The organism is Phormidium tenue FACHB-1052 (genome assembly GCF_014696675.1).
GTDB lineage: Bacteria > Cyanobacteriota > Cyanobacteriia > Phormidesmidales > Phormidesmidaceae > Nodosilinea > Nodosilinea tenuis_A.
The window spans coordinates 166,477-184,975 of record NZ_JACJQN010000004.1; the positions used below are offsets into that span (position 1 = coordinate 166,477).

General features: G+C 59.5%; 16 protein-coding genes. 5 read left to right on the top strand and 11 right to left on the bottom strand.

Annotation, left to right across the window (positions count from 1 at the left end):
* Positions 1 to 55: 55 nt before the first annotated feature.
* Positions 56 to 670 (bottom strand): hypothetical protein, encoded by a 615-nt coding sequence (locus H6G07_RS08180; protein ID WP_073607847.1) that lies wholly within the window; start codon positions 668 to 670, stop codon positions 56 to 58.
* 144 nt (positions 671 to 814) lie between these two features.
* On the opposite strand from H6G07_RS08180, the gene ychF reads away from it, so the two are divergent.
* Both ychF and H6G07_RS08190 read left to right on the top strand, forming a co-directional pair.
* Positions 815 to 1,906, top strand: coding sequence for a redox-regulated ATPase YchF (gene ychF / locus H6G07_RS08185; RefSeq protein WP_073607846.1), 1,092 nt, complete (start codon positions 815 to 817; stop codon positions 1,904 to 1,906).
* 131 nt (positions 1,907 to 2,037) lie between these two features.
* A complete protein-coding gene (locus H6G07_RS08190) occupies positions 2,038 to 2,904 on the top strand; it encodes a GDSL-type esterase/lipase family protein (RefSeq protein ID WP_084173007.1) in 867 nt (288 codons plus the stop codon).
* Here the strand turns inward: H6G07_RS08190 and H6G07_RS08195 are convergent.
* Positions 2,879 to 3,496, bottom strand: a complete 618-nt coding sequence (locus tag H6G07_RS08195; RefSeq protein WP_073607845.1) for a carboxypeptidase-like regulatory domain-containing protein — start codon at positions 3,494 to 3,496, stop codon at positions 2,879 to 2,881. The genes H6G07_RS08190 and H6G07_RS08195 overlap by 26 nt on opposite strands.
* 540 nt (positions 3,497 to 4,036) lie before the next feature.
* Complete coding sequence (locus H6G07_RS08200; protein ID WP_073607844.1) at positions 4,037 to 4,888, bottom strand: DUF6816 family protein; 852 nt, start codon at positions 4,886 to 4,888, stop codon at positions 4,037 to 4,039.
* Positions 4,889 to 5,251: 363 nt separating this feature from the next.
* Here H6G07_RS08200 and H6G07_RS08205 point away from each other — a divergent pair, with 363 nt between their 5' ends.
* On the top strand, positions 5,252 to 6,157 hold the full coding sequence (locus H6G07_RS08205; protein WP_084173005.1) for a pentapeptide repeat-containing protein: 906 nt from the start codon (positions 5,252 to 5,254) through the stop codon (positions 6,155 to 6,157).
* A gap of 66 nt (positions 6,158 to 6,223) precedes the next feature.
* Here the strand turns inward: H6G07_RS08205 and H6G07_RS08210 are convergent, their stop codons facing one another.
* Positions 6,224 to 8,110, bottom strand: coding sequence for an alpha/beta fold hydrolase (locus tag H6G07_RS08210; RefSeq protein ID WP_190740701.1), 1,887 nt, complete (start codon positions 8,108 to 8,110; stop codon positions 6,224 to 6,226).
* Between the two features lie 354 nt (positions 8,111 to 8,464).
* Here H6G07_RS08210 and H6G07_RS08215 point away from each other — a divergent pair, with 354 nt between their 5' ends.
* Positions 8,465 to 8,737, top strand: a complete 273-nt coding sequence (locus H6G07_RS08215) for a DUF7219 family protein (protein WP_073607842.1) — start codon at positions 8,465 to 8,467, stop codon at positions 8,735 to 8,737.
* A gap of 194 nt (positions 8,738 to 8,931) precedes the next feature.
* On the opposite strand, the gene H6G07_RS08220 is transcribed toward H6G07_RS08215, so the two are convergent.
* Entirely contained in the window at positions 8,932 to 10,206 is a 1,275-nt protein-coding gene (locus tag H6G07_RS08220) for a cyclic nucleotide-binding domain-containing protein (RefSeq protein WP_073607841.1), read from the bottom strand.
* A 97-nt stretch (positions 10,207 to 10,303) separates the two neighbouring features.
* Here H6G07_RS08220 and H6G07_RS08225 point away from each other — a divergent pair, with 97 nt between their 5' ends.
* Positions 10,304 to 10,858: a hypothetical protein gene (locus H6G07_RS08225; protein ID WP_073607840.1), complete on the top strand. Its 555-nt coding sequence runs from the start codon at positions 10,304 to 10,306 to the stop codon at positions 10,856 to 10,858.
* A 35-nt stretch (positions 10,859 to 10,893) separates the two neighbouring features.
* On the opposite strand, the gene H6G07_RS08230 is transcribed toward H6G07_RS08225, so the two are convergent.
* The 6 genes from H6G07_RS08230 to H6G07_RS08255 all read right to left on the bottom strand — a co-directional run bounded on the left by H6G07_RS08230 (position 10,894) and on the right by H6G07_RS08255 (position 18,458).
* Complete coding sequence (locus H6G07_RS08230) at positions 10,894 to 13,140, bottom strand: caspase family protein (RefSeq protein ID WP_139296973.1); 2,247 nt, start codon at positions 13,138 to 13,140, stop codon at positions 10,894 to 10,896.
* 18 nt (positions 13,141 to 13,158) lie between these two features.
* Entirely contained in the window at positions 13,159 to 14,340 is a 1,182-nt protein-coding gene (gene sat / locus H6G07_RS08235; RefSeq protein ID WP_073607989.1) for a sulfate adenylyltransferase, read from the bottom strand.
* Positions 14,341 to 14,537: 197 nt separating this feature from the next.
* Positions 14,538 to 14,909 (bottom strand): hypothetical protein, encoded by a 372-nt coding sequence (locus H6G07_RS08240; protein WP_073607838.1) that lies wholly within the window; start codon positions 14,907 to 14,909, stop codon positions 14,538 to 14,540.
* Between the two features lie 9 nt (positions 14,910 to 14,918).
* Positions 14,919 to 15,890, bottom strand: coding sequence for a protein translocase subunit SecF (gene secF, locus H6G07_RS08245; RefSeq protein ID WP_073607837.1), 972 nt, complete (start codon positions 15,888 to 15,890; stop codon positions 14,919 to 14,921).
* A 9-nt stretch (positions 15,891 to 15,899) separates the two neighbouring features.
* On the bottom strand, positions 15,900 to 17,333 hold the full coding sequence (secD, locus tag H6G07_RS08250; RefSeq protein ID WP_073607836.1) for a protein translocase subunit SecD: 1,434 nt from the start codon (positions 17,331 to 17,333) through the stop codon (positions 15,900 to 15,902).
* Positions 17,334 to 17,474: 141 nt separating this feature from the next.
* Positions 17,475 to 18,458, bottom strand: coding sequence for an alpha-ketoacid dehydrogenase subunit beta (locus H6G07_RS08255; protein ID WP_073607835.1), 984 nt, complete (start codon positions 18,456 to 18,458; stop codon positions 17,475 to 17,477).
* Positions 18,459 to 18,499 lie beyond the last annotated feature (41 nt).

Sequence of the window (18,499 nt, forward strand, 5' to 3'; positions counted from 1 at the left end):
CGAGGCGTAATAGCCGCAAAGCCACAGACTCTATTAGGCCACAGAATGGCGGCGCTTAAAGCTGAGCAGCGCGAAATTCCTCGACTATGGCCCGCATGGCGTCGGCGTTGGCCATGCGCAGATCGTCGGGAGTCCACACCACCACCTGGTAATACTCTTCGCCCATTTCAATGGTGGTGTGCAGGTAGGCGACGGCCTGCTCAGACACATCGCCCCGCACCTCGTACTGCACCGCCGGAAAACTGCTGATGCGCTCGACGCTGGTGCGCCTCTGGTTGGCTAGCACTTGACTAAAGCCACCCTTGAGAATTTGTAGATAAATATTGGCCTGCTCTTCGATATTGCCGGGGGCTACCGCCTCGCGATTTTCGCCCAGCACGACCAAAAACATGTTTTCGTCGAGGTTATAGGCCTCAAGGTCGGCGTTGTTGTGCAGGGTGCCAGCGGGGGCCGCGCTCCAGCCGCTGGGCAGACGAATCTGCACGGGCTTGATGCGGCTCACCAGCATGTTGCCGCGAAACCCCTGAGCGACGTATTGGTTGCTCATCTCGCTGGTGCCCTCGGGCGATCGCGACAACCCCAGAGTGCTGCACCCCGCTAGCCCCAGCGCCACCAGCCCTGCCACTAGAATGGGCCGCACCCGCTGCCCTGCCCCAGTCACTCCAGCCATAGCTCACCCTTTTGCGGTCGTTGGTTTGGTTTGACTTAAGGGTATAGCAACACCTCCGCAATGGCCCCATCCTCTCCTATGCTAGATAGGTGTTTGCCGCAGTTGGCAAACACCTATCTAGCAATTTCATTTTAGAGTTACCCCATGTTACGAGCTGGCATTGTTGGCCTGCCCAACGTTGGCAAATCGACCCTGTTCAATGCCGTGGTGGCCAACGCCAAGGCCCAGGCCGCCAACTTTCCCTTTTGCACCATTGAGCCCAACGTCGGGATTGTGGCGGTGCCCGATGCCCGGCTGCGGGTGCTGGCCGACATCTCTAGCTCTGTCGAGACTGTGCCCGCTCGGGTTGAGTTTGTCGATATTGCCGGTCTGGTGCAGGGGGCCAGCCAGGGCGAAGGGCTGGGCAACCAGTTTTTGGCCAACATTCGCGAGGTGGATGCGATCGTCCACGTGGTGCGCTGCTTTGAGGACGACGACATCATCCATGTCTCCGGCTCGGTGGATCCGGTGCGCGACATCGAGGTGATCAACCTGGAGCTGGCCCTGTCTGATTTGGCCCAGCTCGAGCGCCGGGTCGATCGAGTGCGCAAACTGGCCCGCGCCGACAAAGAGGCCCAGGCCGAGCTGGCCATTTTAGAAAAAATATTGCCGGTGCTCAACGAGGGCAAAGCCGCCCGCCAGGTAGAGTTCGACGCCGAGGCCGAGGCAATTATCAAGCCCCTGGGGCTGCTCACCCGCAAGCCCGTCATCTATGCCACCAATGTCTCTGAAGAGGATCTGGCCAGCGGCAATGCCTGGGTAGAGCAGGTGCGAGCGGTGGCGGCGGCAGAAAATGCCCAGGTGGTCGTTATTTCGGCCCAGGTAGAGTCAGAACTGGTGGATTTGAACGACGAGGAGCGCAAGGACTTTCTCGAAGCCCTCGGGGTCGAAGAAGGCGGCCTCAAGACCCTGATTCGCGCCACCTACGAACTGCTGGGGCTGCGCACCTATTTCACCACCGGCCCAAAGGAAACCCGCGCCTGGACGATCAAGGCGGGCATGGTGGCTCCCCAGGCCGCTGGGGTCATTCACACCGACTTTGAGCGGGGTTTTATTCGCGCTGAGACGGTGGCCTATAACGACCTGGTGGCGGCAGGCTCAATGGCGACGGCCAAAGATAAGGGCCAGGTTCGCAGTGAGGGCAAAGAGTATGTGGTGCAGGAGGGCGACGTGATGCTGTTTCGCTTCAACGTGTAGCCTACCTGGTGCCATCCTTTAAAGCGAGTAAAAAACCCTCGCGGCAAAGTGGTTTGTAGGGGAAAATCTATCTACAATTTGACCCATTGGCAGGGCTGGTTCTCTAGCTCCAGGTTTGTAGGTATATCGCTGTGGCTTTACCGCTTCAACCCTATCTTCAGTTTCGCTTGGCGCTGCATCGGCTCCAGGGAGTTCCCCCTTGGGCGCTGCTGTCGCTGGTGTTGAATGGGCTGCTGTTTATCACAGCGATGGTGATGCTGCGGCAGCTGAGCCAGGCGGGGGATGCGGTGCTGCCCCAGGCCAATGCCTTTGCTGCCGACCCGCTGCCAACCGTGGCCCCCTTGGAACCCGGTTTGGGCACGCGCCACAGCCTCGACTATGAGCAGTGGGTGGCGCTGCTGGCCGCCGAAGCGGAGGCGATGGTTGCGATCGATGCTCCCAGTCAAACGGTTTTGCTGGGCGATTCGCTGACGCTGTGGTTTCCGGCCAACATGCTGCCAGGGCGCAGAACCTGGCTAAACCAGGCCATCTCAGGGGAAAAATCGACCGGGCTGCGCGATCGCCTCTACCTGCTCGACAACACTTCCCCCGAAGCGGTGTTCATTATGGTGGGCATCAACGACCTGATCTGGGGCGGCTCTGAGGCTGACCTGGTGTACAACGTCCGCAAAATGGTGGACTACCTGCACCGGACTCATCCCCAAACGCGGGTGGTGGTGCAGTCAATTTTGCCCCACGGCGGCGAGATGGCCACCTGGGAAGGGCGCGATCGCCTAGTGGCCGTGTCCCCCGATCAAATTCGCACGGTGAACGCCCAGCTTAAGGCCGTAGCCGCTGAGACCGGGGCCGAGTTTTTGGATTTGTATCCGCTGTTTACCAATGGCGACGGCTACCTGCGAGCCGACCTCACCACCGACGGACTGCACCTCAACCAGGACGGCTATATGGTGTGGCGCACCGCCCTGGCCCTGCTCAACGAGACAGAGTTTCAGCCCTAGGGCAAGCGGCGGCTGGGGTATGCCAAGCCTGCTCTGGGCCGACTAAGGGCGACGGTAGGCAATCGCCCACTACCGGCAACGGACAAGCCCCCGGCACCAGGCTAATGGCCAAATCCGCAGCCGCAAAGCTGAGCCGTCGATCGCTGTGGAGTACCTCCACTTGAGCAGAGGTCACCCCTTGGCCACGGTGGGGCAAGATATAGGTGGCTGTGAGGGTATAGGAACCAGGTGGCAGGTCGTAAAAGCAGTAGTGGCCATCCCCACCGCTCTGGGTTTGGTCGGGGCGGGCTAGGGCCAGCGGTGACTCTAGACAATCGAGCAGCCGCTGCGCTGGGGCTAGGGGAGCCAAAGACCGCTGCCAGTCTTCGACCATGTGACTGTAATTGGCCTGAACTTCAGGCTGATGGGCGATCGCAGCGACTAAAAACGCCAGTATCTCCTCGATAAAGGCTACCGGAGCAGCGGTAATGCGCACCACCGCCTGGGGCATGATGTCGCCGGTAGCGGCGTTGGTAATGGTGCCTGCGATCGCAACTCGATAGGGTCGAGCAGCATTGGGCAAAGATTGATTGGCTGTCTGGGAGCCGGACATGGCTATCTTCCAATAGAATTACAAGGGAAAGCAGGCACTGCTGCACAAATCGGAGCGCACCGACCAGTCATAAAACCAGAACCGCCAAGCGTCCGGCAGCTTAAGGCACAACAATTTTGCCTAGAAATTTCGAGATTGCAGTCTGTTTAAAGCCTGGCAAGCTAGCTTGCAGCCAAGCTTGCCCAGGAAAGACAAAAAATTACAAAAGCAGCTTCAAAGCGCCTGAGCCTGATTGAACAGGCATCCTTAAGATCAGCGCATTTTTCAATGGCAAAGCAAATTTAATCGAGAGAACAATTGCAAATGCAAAGAATTTATCGTTAGCGTCAGCATATACTCGCTTGGAGCCAAAGGCTATTTCGAGCCCATGCCCATGCTACTGCGATTCGTTGCAGCGTTGAAGTGCCAGTAAATTAAATTTGCATCAAGAACGCTCTGAGTGAGCCGCTAGAAGAGCGGCGAGGCAGGACAACAGCCTTCGGAAGCGTGGTTCAACGGTGTAGATTTGGTCAGAATAGCCCACTGACGCCCGTACTCAGCTCATATCGGCACCAGCTCCAGTCGATAGCGATACAGAGCCACAGGTCGATTTTGCGCCTTGAGAAAATCAGGATCTTGAGGCGATAAATACACCGCCGTCACCTGGTCGGCCCCTATGCGATCGGTGGATCTTGCTCCAGAGTCATCTGCCGCTCGGCGGTAGGCGGTAGTAATTTCCACTTCGTTGAAGTAAGGAACCGCAACGCCACCCCGAAACACCTGCTGGAATCGCTCTACAGTGATAAACTCAGCCTCCCCAGGCACTTCAACGGCTCGGGCCGTCACAGTTGATTCAAGCTGGCGATCGCCCTTCAGCAGCGTCACCTGGCGGTTAGGATTATTAGGGTCTACCTTGACCGCCTGCACCGCTGTTCCTAGGTAGGCGCGGGCCATACTGAACCCATTAAAGGCGCGATCGGCCACGGTTTGAGGCGAACCGGCTACAGCAGGAATTAAACGCTGCGCTGCCCCCAATGGCCCCCGTGCCCCCTGGGGCGCTGCGACAAACTGCACCGAGCAGGTCACGGGTAGATCTAGCTGGGCTCGGTTGCCCTCAAAGCCGGGGGTCACCACCTCAGGAGCCATTGGGGCAGCCAGATCAACCAGGGTGCTGGTTAGCTGCCACTTGCCCTGCAACCAGTCAGGGTAGATCAAGTCACCTTGGGCCGTAGGCAAGGCGGGCTTAGTACCCCACTGGGGAAACGCCGCTAGGCGATCGCCCAGACTTTGCCCCTGGCCTTTTAGCGCCATCGCTCCCGCCGGAGCCTGACCACTGCACAGGAGCCACACCGTCAGCAGCAGAGTGAGCCAAAATAGGCGGCGACGCAGAAGGGTGAGCAGCGATCGGGGCATAGATAAGCGACCAAGACGACAGGCTAGAACGACCTAAAATCCAGACTTAGCATACCCTAGGTAAAGATCTGTGCCGCGCCCCCGCTAGGGATGGGCTAGGGTTGAACGACTAAAGCCGATGGCCTGAGTCAATCGGCTGGTTTTTCTGGCCTCACCCGGTAGGGCAGATTGAGAACTGTTAAGGTTGCAGAAATCAGAACTGTCATAGTCAGGCAACCGTTTACCGAAGGCAGGCTTCTGGTTATCCTAAAACATCCGGCCTAGGGCAAATGACACTTCTTTTTTGCCTAAATTACTCCAGCGACCTGAAACGCTGAGATTTGTAGCTCAACCCCTAATTATCGTTGCCGTTGAGGATTTTCTTTGGAAACGCCCCCTTCTAGTTCCCAGTTTTTCAGTTCTCAACTGCCTGACCTACCTATAGATATAACCGTTGCCGATCTCCTAGAGCGTTACGCGGCTGGAGAACGAGACTTTCGCGGCATTCAGCTAATTGGCGCTGACCTGAGTCGACAAAACCTCAGCGGGGCCAATTTCCGTCAGTCCAATCTGCAAAATACGACCTTTGCTGGAGCCACGTTAGTGGGGGCCAACTTCCGCGAAGCTAAGCTCACCGACGTCAATTTTGACCAAGCCACGCTGATTTTAGCCAACTTAATTGGGGCTGACTTAGCCGATGCTCGCCTAGTGGAAGCCGACCTGAGCGAGGCGGGTATGCGCAGCGCCAACCTGGTGCGAGCCGACCTAACCCAGGCGGTTTTACGCGAAACCAACCTCAACGAAGCCGTGCTCGACCACGCTACGCTGCACAAAGCCATGCTGAGTGAGGCCAGCCTCAGCCGGGGCAGAATGCTGGCGACGAATATGGAAGGCGCTAACCTGGAACACGCCAACATGACCAGTGCGCTGATGAACCGAGCCATTCTGCGGGGAGCGGTGCTAGTGGGGGCGGTGTTTACTGGAGCGACCCTTGAGGGAGCTGATTTTCAGGAGGCCGACATGAGCCGGGCTAAGCTGACGAGCACCAACCTGGTGAATGTCAATTTATCCTATGCCAATTTGCGCGGGGCCAATCTGAGCTGGAGCTCGCTGCGGGGAGCCAATCTGCGGGGAGCGACCCTATATCGCACTCGCCTGAGCTGGTCAAATCTCAGCGGGGCTGACCTCACCGATGCGGTCATGATCAACGCCAAACTCGACTACACCAACCTGCGACGTACCGATGTCCACGGCACCATCATGCCCGACGGGTACACCATGGATTCCTAGGGATAGTGGCTTTGGGTTCATATCACTAGCTCATGTTGACGGGGCTAAGCGCCAAAACATAGGCCGCTACTGAGCGGCGGCTGGTTTGCTGCCGGGCTGGTTGGCCTGCATTGGCAGTTGGGGCACCAACCAGGGCCAATATATCGCTGTTAGGGAGGGGGGGGAGTGGCGCAGATAGGCAATCATCTGATGCTGGAGCGCCCGAACCTGGTCTTGAATGGCCAGTGCCTCAAGGTGGAGGAGAGAAGGCAGGTAGCTGATCAGACCTTCTTGGCGGTGCGGCCCGCTTTGGCGCAGCCGGGGCCAGGCAGCCAGCCCCTCAGGCACGGTCTGACTCAAGCGCAGTGACATGGTCGTCGTCGAAAACGCATGGGCCACAGCGGGGTTTAAAGCGGGGCTATAGACTTCGGCTTCGGGAGTCTGCTGCATAATAAAGCTGAAACTCACCCCTTGGAGAAAGATGCGCAGGGGGGCGGTGGTAACGTCGGGCAGCTCGGCCATAAACGGAATGCGGCCCAGGTCGGCGTTGAGGTTGTTAGGATCACCAACGCTCAGATGCGACCCACCCACCACGGTCACAAGATACTTATCGGTGGGTAGCTGCATAAAGGGACGCAGCTGCTGACTGGCCATGGGAGTGACGGTATCGTGGGTGCCGGCCAGCACTAGGGTGGGCACCCGCACCCGGCTCAGCCCTGCCTCACCAAATAGCACTCCGGTGAGGGGGTTAGCCACAATGAGCTGGGTGATGCGGTCGTCGCGCAGGTTAGCGTATTTTACGGGCAAGTCTTGGGCGGCGCACTGAAGCCAGTCGGCAGGGGAGACGTTGACGGGGTTGAGGGTTTGGCAGTAGGCCTCAAGCGATCGCAGGTCGAGCGCCGCCCCAGCCAGAGCTAACCCCGTATAGCCACCCAGGGAATGGCCAATGAAGGCTACCTGGTCGGTGTTGATGCGATCGCGCAGGCTGTAGGAGTAGGTGTTGAGTTTCTCCAGGCGATCGAGCACGTAGCTGATATCGCGAGGCCGGTCAAGAAACTCGGTGGCAGGTAAAATGCGGCTCTGGGCAGCGGCCTCAGGCAGGTTATCGGTGGGCAGTGACAGCAGGGCGGCAACATTGCTGCCGGGGTGCTCTACTGAGACCACCGTGAGCCCGTGGGAGGCCAGGTGTTCAGCCAAGTAGGCAAAAAAGCGGCGATCGGCCCCAAACCCGTGGGAGATCACCACCAGCGGGCCGTGGCTGTCTTTGCTCCAGTAAATATCGATGGGGATGCTGCGATCGCGGCTGTGATCGCGCAGCACCAGTTCCCAGCGCTCAACCGCCGAGGTACCCATAGCAAAGGGATCAGGCCCCAGCAGCGGGTCAGGTACGGCAGTTTCAGCCGGATTCTGGCGCAGCACTCGGCCAAGCGCCTGGCTCTCCATCTGCGCGAGGCGAAACTGAGAGGCCAGGGTGAGCAGGGTGCCCACATCAATTTCTAGGGTGTCTTGGGGCATGGCTCGCAAAATGCCCAGCAGGGTAAGCCCGGCCTCCGCCTCAGACACCTGCTCTAGGGTGACGCGCAGGTCGGCGGCGGCCAGGTTAGGTGCGATCGCCCGCAGGGTATCAAGCAGCCGTGCGCCGCCGGGGGTCTGCAAAATTTCATCTAAAATTACCTGGCCCACCTCGGGTTCGAGGGCAATTTCGCCCTGGAGCACATCCTGGAGGCTGGCGTTGAGCAGGGGCCGATAGAGCCGCAGTGATGGGGGTACCTCACCGGTGGCGGCAAACGACTGGAGATCGTCAAGGCTGACCGTCTGAGACAGTCGCCCCAGCCGCACCGTTACCGAATCGGCTGCCGCTGCCGAAGGGGCCATTGCTAGCCCGCCCACCAGCAATCCACTGGCTGCGATCGCGCCCCAGCACCATCGACTGAGGGGGGAGAGCAGACTCAAGCAAGACACTGTAGATCGCACGGCAGAAAGATTCAACGCAGGGGGCAGCGGCCAGGGTCGAGCAATGGTACAGAGTTAAGCTAGGAGTACAGTACCCAAATTTTCTCTAATCGTTAACTTAATCTAAACGACAGCTCCCCTGGGTGGTGGAAATCGATCGTCAAGTTTTTTTGCGATCGCCCCACTGCCCCGTTCACCGCCCTTGCTCGCCAAGAGATCACGCTAACAGAGAGATTCCGCTGACTGCCACCGCACCAACCACCATAACCCCACTGATTGCCCACTTGCAGACCACAGTCAGAATTGCGATCGCCGCCAGCAGGCAAAAATTTATCTAATGTAAGGTAAGAGCTATGCCCTCCACCCGCTGGTGCCATGACCGACAACCAACCCACCGCCAAGGAAAATTTCCTTTTCCCCCGCAGCAAGTACTGGGGTGAATTTACGCCTCAGCAGCTCGCGTTTAACGCTAACCTGCAGGAGTTCGCTCAGCGGGTTTCCTTAGTCTGCAACCTGGAGACCGGCGGCAAAATGTCGGCTGACGAAGCCTACGACCAAATTAAGCGCCTGTGGAAAGATCTGAAGCAATCTAAGGCCAACCTGCTCGATGCCGCCGCCCCTCCACCAGAGTTGCCCCCCGAGGAATAGCGATCCGACGGCGAGCAAAAGGGAGTACAGATTTTGGCGGGAAGTTGGCAGACTCAATCTGTCTCAATACCTGGTGCTGGTGATAGTGAGCCAGGGCAGGGCAAACGTTGGATTTGCTATCGATTTTCCTGACGATTGATGGTGCAGGATTGGGAATCCATCCAGATTTTTGCCCGGGCAAAGATTAGCTAACTTCAAAACGCCGAGGAGGCTAGCCAAAAGCTAACTAAAAAACCGGCAATGGTGGAAAAGGTTACCGAACCGCCGCCCATTTCGTAGGCTTCGGGCATCATGGTGCTGGCGACCATGGCGAGGATGGCCCCGCCAGCGGTGGCCTTGGCCATGGCAAGCATCCATTCCGACACCACCGGCACCAGTTGACTGCCCACCATGGCAACCAACCCGCTGAGCAGCACCGCCCCACCCCACAGGGCCAAAATGCGACTGGCCGAGGTGCCCGCCTGACGCATGCCAATGGAGCTGGACATAGCCTCAGGAATGTTGGAGATAAACACCGCCATTAAGAACGACGCCCCCGTGTGACCTGTGCCCACGTGAAAGCCGATCACCAGCGCCTCGGGAATGTTGTCAATCATGGTGCCCACCAGAATGGCCAAGGGGGCCGAGCTTTGGGCGAGTTCTTTAAACTGCTGTTCTGAGATGGGGATATCGACCTCAACGCTGTCGAGCACCTGCCGCCGCCAGTGGTCGTCATCCACCGGAGCCAGCTTGGCGGTGGACTGGGTAGTTTCGCGCAGCCGCCGGGCCAAAATCCGGCTCAGCCCGCTGGAGAGCTGAGGGGCGTAGGTGAGCATGGCGTCAAAATCACCTTTGTCGAGTTCGTAGAGCTCCATAGGGGTTTTGGCGACCACCGTCGCCGATCGCTCTTCGCCGGTCAGCAGCGCCATTTCGCCAAAGATTTCTCCAGAGCCCAAAGCGGCCAGCCGTTGGGGGCCTTTGTAGATCTCAGCATCCCCCTCCACAATTAGGAACATAGAGTTGCCGGGGGCACCCTCCTGGCACAGCACCATCCCCGCCTCGACCTGGAGCGGCTTGAGCAGGGGAATGATCGCCTGCATTTCGTCGGGGGAAAGACTGTGGAGCACTTCGATGTGGCCGATGCGATCGAGTACTTCCGAGGCTTCGTCTTGGCGGTGGTGGTAGAGAAACCGCCGCGACGACGACGGGTGGCGAATAAAGCCCCCCTGATTGTCGATGTAGCCGACGATGACGGTAAATAGGGTGCCGCCCAGGGCAAAGCCCGCTACCAGCGGCAAAAAGCCGCTGCTCTGGTAGGCGGGTAGGGTGATGTCGAAGGCGATCGCAGAGAGCAACGTGCCGCTGCCAAAGGCCATGATTGCCGCCGTGAGCGATCGCGCCGGTCGCCAGGCAATGCCTAAAATGGCCCCTACCAGCAAACTAGAAGCCGCCAACAACCCTTGAACTAGCGCAGCAACGGGAACACTCATTGACGAAATGACAGGGATTATGACCAGGTTACTGCACAATGCTCCGCTTCCTGGCAAACTAGAGCCTAGGATTTTACCGGTCTATGGTCTGTCTGCTATGAACCAACCGACCCAGCGCCGTCGCTCCGGCTTCAATCGTCAACCGCGTCAGCGTCCGGCACGACGACCTTCGACCCGCCGCCCTTTTTTTGGGCTGTGGCTGCTGTGCGGCCTGCTCTATGCCGTTGCCGGGATGATTTTGACTGCCCTGGCCAGCCCCTGGGTGTGGCCCATAGCCGCCGCTGGCACCGTCGTACAGGGGGGCACTCTGGCAGGCCCCGAAGCGCTGAAGCGATTTCGGTGGCTGACGGCCAACCTGCTGGTGCTGGGCAGCATCGTGGGGGGCACGGCCCTGGCAGTGGCACTTTCGATCGCCCTCAATCACCTGGGCACCGACAACCTCGATGAGCTGACCATCGGCAGGGCATTTCTAGAAATCGCTCTCTACAGCCTGCTGGCGGTACTGCTGGCGGTGCTGTGCAGCCTGACGACAGCAGCTCTAGGCGATCGCCTGCTGCGGCGCAACAAGGGCCGCAAAACCAGCCTGATTTTGCTGCTGACCTGCCTGCTGGGGCTGGGGATCGGCGGTGCGATCGGGCTGCTGATTGCCTAGCCGTCCGTTGCTCAAGCAAGCTCAAGACATAGGCCTCAGGCAATGGCGTAGCGAAAGCTCAGGGTAGCCCAGCGATCGTGGTGCAGGGCGTAGTAGTCGGGGACTGGCTTCTCCTCGTCAGGGTAGGCGCTGAGGTCTTGCAGCAGCGCCTGGGCCAGTCGCAGGGGCTGGGGTACTGGGCGAAAACCTGTAGTCAGCGACGGCGGATCATCGCCCAGCACCGCTAGGCACTGTTCGAAGGGCTGGGTGCTGAGAATGACGTAGGCCTCTACCCAAGTGGCTGCCCCGGCCATGGCCCAGCCCGCGCCATCGGCGGGGATAGACACGAGCTGACCCGGCTCCAGGGGCATAGCAGCGGCGGGTACTTCGGCCCCATCGGCGGCGATCGCATTGGGCAGTGTCATCAGGGCATTGCACTCGCCCCGGCTATCAAAGCTAATCCACAGTAGGTGCAGGGGCTGGGTCGAGGTGTTGGCCAGGCGATAGCCAATGCGACCATCGCGGGGCAGCATAATCGGGTCATCGGTCGCGGCCTTCTGGGCCTGGCGCATCGCCACAGGCCAGGTGACGGTGGGGCTGCGTTCGGTGGTCTGCACCAGCAGCGGCATGGGCTTGGGCTGCACCGCCTCCAGCAGCGCCGCCGCTCCCACCCGAGAAGCCGCATGATTTTCGGTCAGCCGCACCAGCTTGAGGGCCAGCAGGGTTTGCAGGTAGGGGGTGAGCCGGTTGACCGCTGTTTTCACCGCCTCTTCTTTGGCCAGCATGGTGCCGGGCAGCAGGGTGCGATTGGGGGCAAACAGCCCATAGCTGCTCTCAGCGGGGCGTTCTCCCCCCTGGGCGGCTCCCCGAGCATCGCCGCCCAGCTTGGGCTGGGCCTCCTCAGCACTGGGCAGGGCCGCAGTCAGGGTGGAAACCGGGCCAATGGGCAGGCGACCAAACAGGCAGTCGGCAGCCTTTTCGCCAGCGGTCACCGAGGTCACCAGGGGGATACCCGCCAGGGCGCTGGTGGCGTCCACCCGTTCCACCCGCTTAAGCTGACTGTCGAGGGCGACAATTAAATCGATAGTTTGGGGTAGCCGCCGCACCTGCTCGAACAGGGGCTGATGGGCAAGCGATGGCGGAGAAACCTCGCCCTCCAATGGCCGAACCACTGCTTTTAGGCCCGTACGCGACTCCAGCCGCAAAAGCAAGGCCGGTGAATCAGCTCCGGCAACTAAGCGAGAGCCAGGCTGTAGGTAACGCAGCACCTGGGGCGGCACCCCCCCCAACCAGGCGGTCAAAGGGCGCTCATCGCTGGCCGACAAAATTATCCCTGCCGCTGGCGGCAGTTGGGGGGGTAGACCGTAGGCCGTTGGGCTGGTGCGAAGGGGCAGGCGATCGCTCAGACCAGGCTGCTGGTCAGCCCCCACCCATCGCTGGAGCCGCGAACTCGCGCGCTGGATCAAGACCCTAGCCGTGGAGTTAGGTTCTGTTTCCCACAGGCTTTGGGTGAGGGCATAGGTGAAAACTCCGGCGCTAAACCCGTCCCACTGGCTTTCTAATACCAGTCGACCCATGTCAGCCGCCCGCAGCACTAGCCCTGGCCAGGGATCGTCTAACGGCAAGGGAAATATTTCCGTGGATGAGGGCAGCAGCCCCGTGGGTACTGTAGGCCGAGACCTAACTCGAGAATTTCCCCAGCGCAGATAGCCCGCATCCTGACTGCCCGCATCGATGACGGTGGTCAAGTTAGCGGTGGCTAAAGGTCTGAGTCGAGCGATAATTTCGGCCTCAAGCAGGTCGCCCAGGGCAGGGTTAGCTTCGCTGGGTAGGCGGCTATCGACCGTTACCCAAGCGGCCTGGAGAGCATCCGAGGCCTCAGCCTCAACCACGCGCACCTGACTGCCGTAGCCGCTGAAGTGCAGCAGCACAACATCGTCGCTCTGGGCCTGCTGCACCAGATGCTCGTCAATGGCGGTGAGAATATTGGCGCGGGTGGCCTCCTGGTTGGTTAGCGTTACCACATCGGCGGGCTGAAAGCCAAAGCGGTGCACCAGCAGCTGTCGCTGTAGTTCCACATCGGTGACACAGCCCTTGAGGGCAATATCTTGGGCAACGCCGGGGTCAAGAGCGCGATCGGGGTAAGTATTAATGCCAATCAGCAAGGCCAGCCGCCGCCGGGCGGGCTTGGCCAGGGCCTCCTGGTAACGGCTGTAGGTGGACAGCCAAGCCGAACCACCTACCCCCAGCGCCCCTAGAGCCAAGCTCGCCTGCTGCAAAAACGCCCGTCGTTTCAGTGTCACCGAGTTGATTGCATCCTACTAGCTGACGGCTTCGGGAACTCGCATGGCCTTAGCCAGCTCCGCCGCCACCTCGGGCCGAGAAAACTCAGGGGGGGGCAGTTCGCCGCGGCGCAGCATCTCCCGTACCTTAGTACCCGACAGGTGAATCCGCTCGTCCTTGGTGCTGGGGCTGGTTTTAGAGGTGGCCATGCCTCCGGTGCGGGTGCAGTAGAAGGCGTGCTCAAACTTCATTGGCACAATGCCCAGCTCCGTCGGCTCAAACTCATCGAAGATGTACTGAGCGTCGTAGGTGCCGTAGTAATCACCCACTCCAGCGTGGTCGCGGCCCACAATGAAGTGGGTGCAGCCATAGTTCTTGCGGATCAGCGCGTGGAAAATCGCTTCCCTAGGGCCAGCGTAGCGCATTGCGGAGGGGTTGATCGCAAGAATCACGCGGTCTTGGGGGAAGTAGTGTTCCACCATAATTTCGTAGCAGCGCATGCGCACATCGGCAGGGATATCGTCGGACTTAGTGGCCCCCACCAGCGGGTGCAAAAACAGACCGTCCACGGTTTCTAGGGCACACTTTTGAATGTATTCGTGGGCGCGATGGATGGGGTTGCGGGTCTGAAAGCCGACGACGGTCTTCCAGTTGCGATCGCGAAACAGTGCTCGTGACGCTGCCGGGTCAATCTGGTAGGTGGGAAACAGCGGATGGGGATCGCGCTCCAGTAGCCACACTGGGCCAGCTAAATTCACCGCTCCCTGGTCGTAGACTACCTTAACGCCGGGATGCTTTTCGTCGTCGGTGCGGTAGACGTTCATAGCCTCGCGGGCTTTGTCGTAGGTATATTTTTCTTCCAGTTCTAGCACGCCGACAAAGCGGCCAGTGGGATCATCCAGTCGCACCAGGCTGCCCTCCACAAGGGGTGCCGCAGTAGCTTCATCCACCGACAGCGTGACCGGAATTGCCCAGGGCAGACCGTTAGCCAGGCGCATATCGGTGACCACGGTGTCGTAGTCAGCCTGCTTCATAAAGCCACTGAGGGGACTAAAGCCGCCAATAGCAATCATCACCAGATCAGAGAAGGCCCGCTCGTCAAGGGTGACGCGGGGTAGGGTGTCGGCTTTAGCTAAGAACTGGGCTTTTTGGTCAGGCGTCGCCAGTCGATCGACCAGGGTGCCGCCGTGGGGGGCAATACCGTCTTTGTGTAGAGTCATGGAGATACCGCTGCCTTCTGCTGATGAAACACGAAAAATTTGAGGCTGAGCCATGGCCTGGCTGACCAAAGCAACTCCGGTTTCCCACCGGGGAATCGGGGTTAATTGCCTTGTTCTATGAAATTACATCTTGGTACCAATGTCACGCAGGGGCGCTGAGTCATGTCTGGAATGGCCACCTTTAGCCCTCCACCAAGTTAATCGCGATGGATCTGCTTCCAGAGGGGGTGGGATGGCCCCTGGGCGGTAATGCGATCGCACTGTTTCTCTAGCCGCCGCTGTTCGTCCTTGGTCATGCCCCACAAAATATAGCGGCTCTCGGCCACTAGTAGAGCAACAGTCAAACCTACGCACAGCCCTAGCCCCAGGGCAGCAGGACGATTGTAGGCCAACCCCAACCGCATCGTTGACCAGGTGAAATACTGGCGCAGTTGAGCAATTTCAGGGCGCAGGCTCCACAGGCTGAGGGGAGCCACCGTCAGCCACAGCAACCCGCTAATGGCCCACCAGCGGCGTAGCATAATCGCCCGCAGGTGCTCCAGAGGCGCAGGGTAGCTAGGGGTGCCCATGGTTAACCGTCAGCTTTGGGTTTCGGGCTGAGCTTCTACCAAGTCAGGGTCATCGCTGTAGGCTTGGCCCGTGCGTTCTCGCCACAGAGCCAGCAGCGAGCTGGCTACAAAAATGCTGGAGTAGGCTCCGGCCACAAAGCCGACAATCAGCGCCAGAGCAAAATATTTCAGGGTGGGGCCGCCGAAGATGACGATCGCCACCAGGGGCAGCGTAGTCGTCAGCGAGGTATTAATTGAGCGGGCCAGGGTTTGGTTGACGGCGCTATCGACAATGTCGTTGATGTGACTGCCAGGGCTGAGCTTCATGTTCTCACGGACGCGATCGTAAATCACCACCGTGTCATTGACTGAGAAGCCCACGATGGTAAGCAGCGACACGATGAACAGACTGTCGACCTCGACGCCGAGCACCAGCCCCAAGATGGCAAACACGCCAGCGGTAATAATCACGTCGTGAGCTAGAGCCAAAATCGCCAGCAGCGCATAGTCGAGCTTAAAGCGCAGGCTCATGTAGGCCACAATTCCAGCAAAGGAAACCAGCAGCGCCAACAAGCCTGCCACCAACAGCTGTTTCCCCACCACCGGCCCGACGGTATCAATCTGGGTAGAACCGGGATCAAAGGGGCCGATGGCCTCGTCGAGTGCGCTTTGCAGAGGAGCGCGCTCGTCTACAGTCAGGGTACGGGTGCGAATCGAGAGCACCTGTTGGTCTTCCCCTAAAAGCTGAAGACTGCTGGAGTCGAGCCCCTGATCCCCCAACACTTGCCGAACCTCTGCCAGTTCTAGTGGTTCGGTGCAGCTATCGGTAACCACGCAGGCCCGAGTTAGCTGTAGCCGGGTGCCTCCGGCAAAATCTAGACCGGGCTTGAGGGGCGCGCCCAGCTGCTGCCACGAAATCGCCATAGCCACTAGGCTGACCAGCACCAGCACTATTGAGATTCCCCACCACAGGCTGCGCTGCTGAATAATGTTGAGCTTCATGGGGCACTCCTAGGGGCGAACGGGGTCGGGGCGAGCAGTGGTTAAGCCAGGGCAAAACAGGCTGGGTCGCCGAAACTGCGGCAGGCTAATGGCTAAGAACATCAGGGTACGGGTGCAAGTCAGGGCAGTAAACATGCTGATAATCACGCCAATGGCCAGGGTCAGGGCAAACCCCTTAACTAGCCCGGCTCCAAAGTAAAACAGCGCCAAACAGGAAATCAGGGTCGTGACGTTGCCGTCCAAAATGCTTGAGAAGGCTCGGTAGAAGCCCGATTCGACCGAGCGGTAGAGGGTTTTGCCCGCTTGTAGCTCTTCACGGGTGCGCTCAAAAATTAGCACGTTGGCATCTACTGCCATACCAATGCTGAGAATGAACCCGGCAATTCCCGGCAGGGTGAGGGTCACCCCCAGCAGGTTGAAGGCCGCCCAGGTGAGCAGGGCATAGATGATCAGGGCGATATCGGCTAGAACACCGGGCAGACGGTAGTAAACCGCCATAAACACCAGCACCAATCCCAAACCAGCAATACCGGCGTAGAGGCTGCGCTGAATGCTGTCGCGGCCCAAGGTAGGCCCTACGGTACGATTCTCAACCACCTCTACAGGTAGCGGTAGGGCACCACCGCGCAGCTGAATTTCCAGGTCGCGAGCCGACTCGGCAGTGAAGTTGCCAGAGATCACGGCGCTGCCCCCGGTGATGCCAGTCTCAGCGTACTGCACGTTAACTGTTGGCGCGCTCAGCAGACGGTTGTCGAGAAAGATACCGATGGTGCGACCGGTACCGGCGATCGCCTTACTGATCTCAGCAAACTCGTTGCCGCCCTCGCTGTTGAACTGAATCACCACTTCCCAGAGGGTGCCGCTGGTGGGCCGGGCGATCGCATCGGTCAGCTTATCCCCACCCAGGGTACTGGGTTCAAACAGAGCCGCCACGGCCTTTTCGCTAGCGGTGATATCGGCTTGGAGCTTATCAATGCGGGCCTGGGTGTCGCTGTTGATTTCCCCATTGGTAGGCAGGGTAGCCTGGAGCGCCGCCAGCTCGCCCAGGTGCCCTTGCAGCACCTGATTTTCGATCTGGAGCTGCTGGTCAGTGCCGGGCCGCTGGGCGCGAAATTCGAGCTGAGCCGTGCCCCCCAACACCCGCTCCGCCTGCTGAGGATCGCTGACGCCGGGCAGCTGCACCAGCAGCTGGTTGTTGCCCAGTTGCTGCACCACCGCCTCCGAAACGCCCAGGCCGTTGACTCGGCCTTCGACTACGGTTTGCACCGCCTCCAGCTCCCGCTCAGTAATGGTGGGGATGGCGGCGGTGGGCTGCACCTGGATGGTGAGCTGAGAGCCCCCTCGCAGGTCTAACCCTAATCGGGTGGGTATCTTAGTAATCACCACCACGGAGGCGATGGTAAGCACCAAAATAACCCCTAGCCAAGCTCGATATTTTGCCATTGCGATTTGCTGCGGTGTGGGTGCGGATAGTGATCCCCTGGAATGGGCTGTGCCCCTGGGATCGCGGCGACGATTGGGCGGCGTCTAGGAACTAGGCAGTTGTGGGCAGTGCCCACCCTACAGGGTTCCGAGGATTTGGCCCTAGACCTTGAGGGCGACCATGTTTTCGACGGCGGCCTCAATTTGTTTGGGCTGCACGATGGTCAGTGTCTCTAGCTTACCGTTGTAAGGGGTGGGGATGTCTTGGGACGACAGGCGCACCACCGGGGCATCGAGTTCGTCAAAGTAGCGATCGTTGATCGAGGCAATGATTTCGGCACCGATACCGCCAGTTTTCATGCACTCTTCGACAATAATCACCCGATGGGTCTTTTTGATTGAGGCTCCGATGGTGTCGAAATCTAGCGGCTTGAGGGAAATCAGGTCGATCACCTCGGGGTCGATGCCTTTTTTCTCTAGACCTTTGACCGCTTGGGTGACGTGGTGGCGCATGCGGGAGTAGGTGAGGATGGTGACATCCTTGCCGGGGCGCACAATTTCGGCCTTGTCTAGGGGCACCACGTATTCGTGGTTGGGCAGGTCTTCTTTGAGGTTGTAGAGCAGCACGTGCTCAAAGAACAGCACCGGGTTGTCATCGCGGATGGCGGCTTTAAGCAACCCCTTGGCGTTGTAGGGAGTGGAGCAGGCCACGATCTTCAGCCCCGGCACCGCCTGAAAGTAGGCCTCGAGCCGCTGGGAGTGCTCGGCCCCCAGCTGCCGCCCCACGCCGCCAGGCCCGCGAATCACCATAGGAATTTTGTAGTTGCCGCCCGAGGTATAGCGCAGCATACCGGCGTTGTTGGCGATTTGGTTGAAGGCCAGCAGCAGGAAGCCCATGTTCATGCCCTCAATGATCGGGCGTAGGCCGGTCATCGCAGCACCGACGGCCATGCCGGTGAAGCTATTTTCGGCGATCGGGGTGTCGAGCACGCGCAGCTCGCCATACTTGTTGTAAAGGTCTTTGGTGACCTTATAGGAACCGCCGTAGACACCGACATCTTCGCCCAGAACAAAGACGGTGTCGTCGCGGCCCATCTCTTCATCGATGGCCTCGCGCAGGGCGTTAAATAGGAGGGTTTCTGCCATTGCTTTGGTCTAAATAGGGTAGGGGGTGAATGGGTAGGGGG

Bases quoted from the DNA above. Each gene is read 5' to 3' on its own strand.
- H6G07_RS08195 (WP_073607845.1), bottom strand. From the start codon at position 3,496: ATGTCCGGCTCCCAGACAGCCAATCAATCTTTGCCCAATGCTGCTCGA.
- H6G07_RS08220 (WP_073607841.1), bottom strand. From the start codon at position 10,206: ATGAGTGTTCCCGTTGCTGCGCTAGTTCAAGGGTTGTTGGCGGCTTCT.
- H6G07_RS08255 (WP_073607835.1), bottom strand. From the start codon at position 18,458: ATGGCAGAAACCCTCCTATTTAACGCCCTGCGCGAGGCCATCGATGAA.
- secF (WP_073607837.1), bottom strand. From the start codon at position 15,890: ATGAAGCTCAACATTATTCAGCAGCGCAGCCTGTGGTGGGGAATCTCA.
- H6G07_RS08225 (WP_073607840.1), top strand. From the start codon at position 10,304: ATGAACCAACCGACCCAGCGCCGTCGCTCCGGCTTCAATCGTCAACCG.
- sat (WP_073607989.1), bottom strand. From the start codon at position 14,340: ATGACTCTACACAAAGACGGTATTGCCCCCCACGGCGGCACCCTGGTC.
- H6G07_RS08240 (WP_073607838.1), bottom strand. From the start codon at position 14,909: ATGGGCACCCCTAGCTACCCTGCGCCTCTGGAGCACCTGCGGGCGATT.
- H6G07_RS08200 (WP_073607844.1), bottom strand. From the start codon at position 4,888: ATGCCCCGATCGCTGCTCACCCTTCTGCGTCGCCGCCTATTTTGGCTC.
- secD (WP_073607836.1), bottom strand. From the start codon at position 17,333: ATGGCAAAATATCGAGCTTGGCTAGGGGTTATTTTGGTGCTTACCATC.
- H6G07_RS08180 (WP_073607847.1), bottom strand. From the start codon at position 670: ATGGCTGGAGTGACTGGGGCAGGGCAGCGGGTGCGGCCCATTCTAGTG.
- H6G07_RS08215 (WP_073607842.1), top strand. From the start codon at position 8,465: ATGACCGACAACCAACCCACCGCCAAGGAAAATTTCCTTTTCCCCCGC.
- ychF (WP_073607846.1), top strand. From the start codon at position 815: ATGTTACGAGCTGGCATTGTTGGCCTGCCCAACGTTGGCAAATCGACC.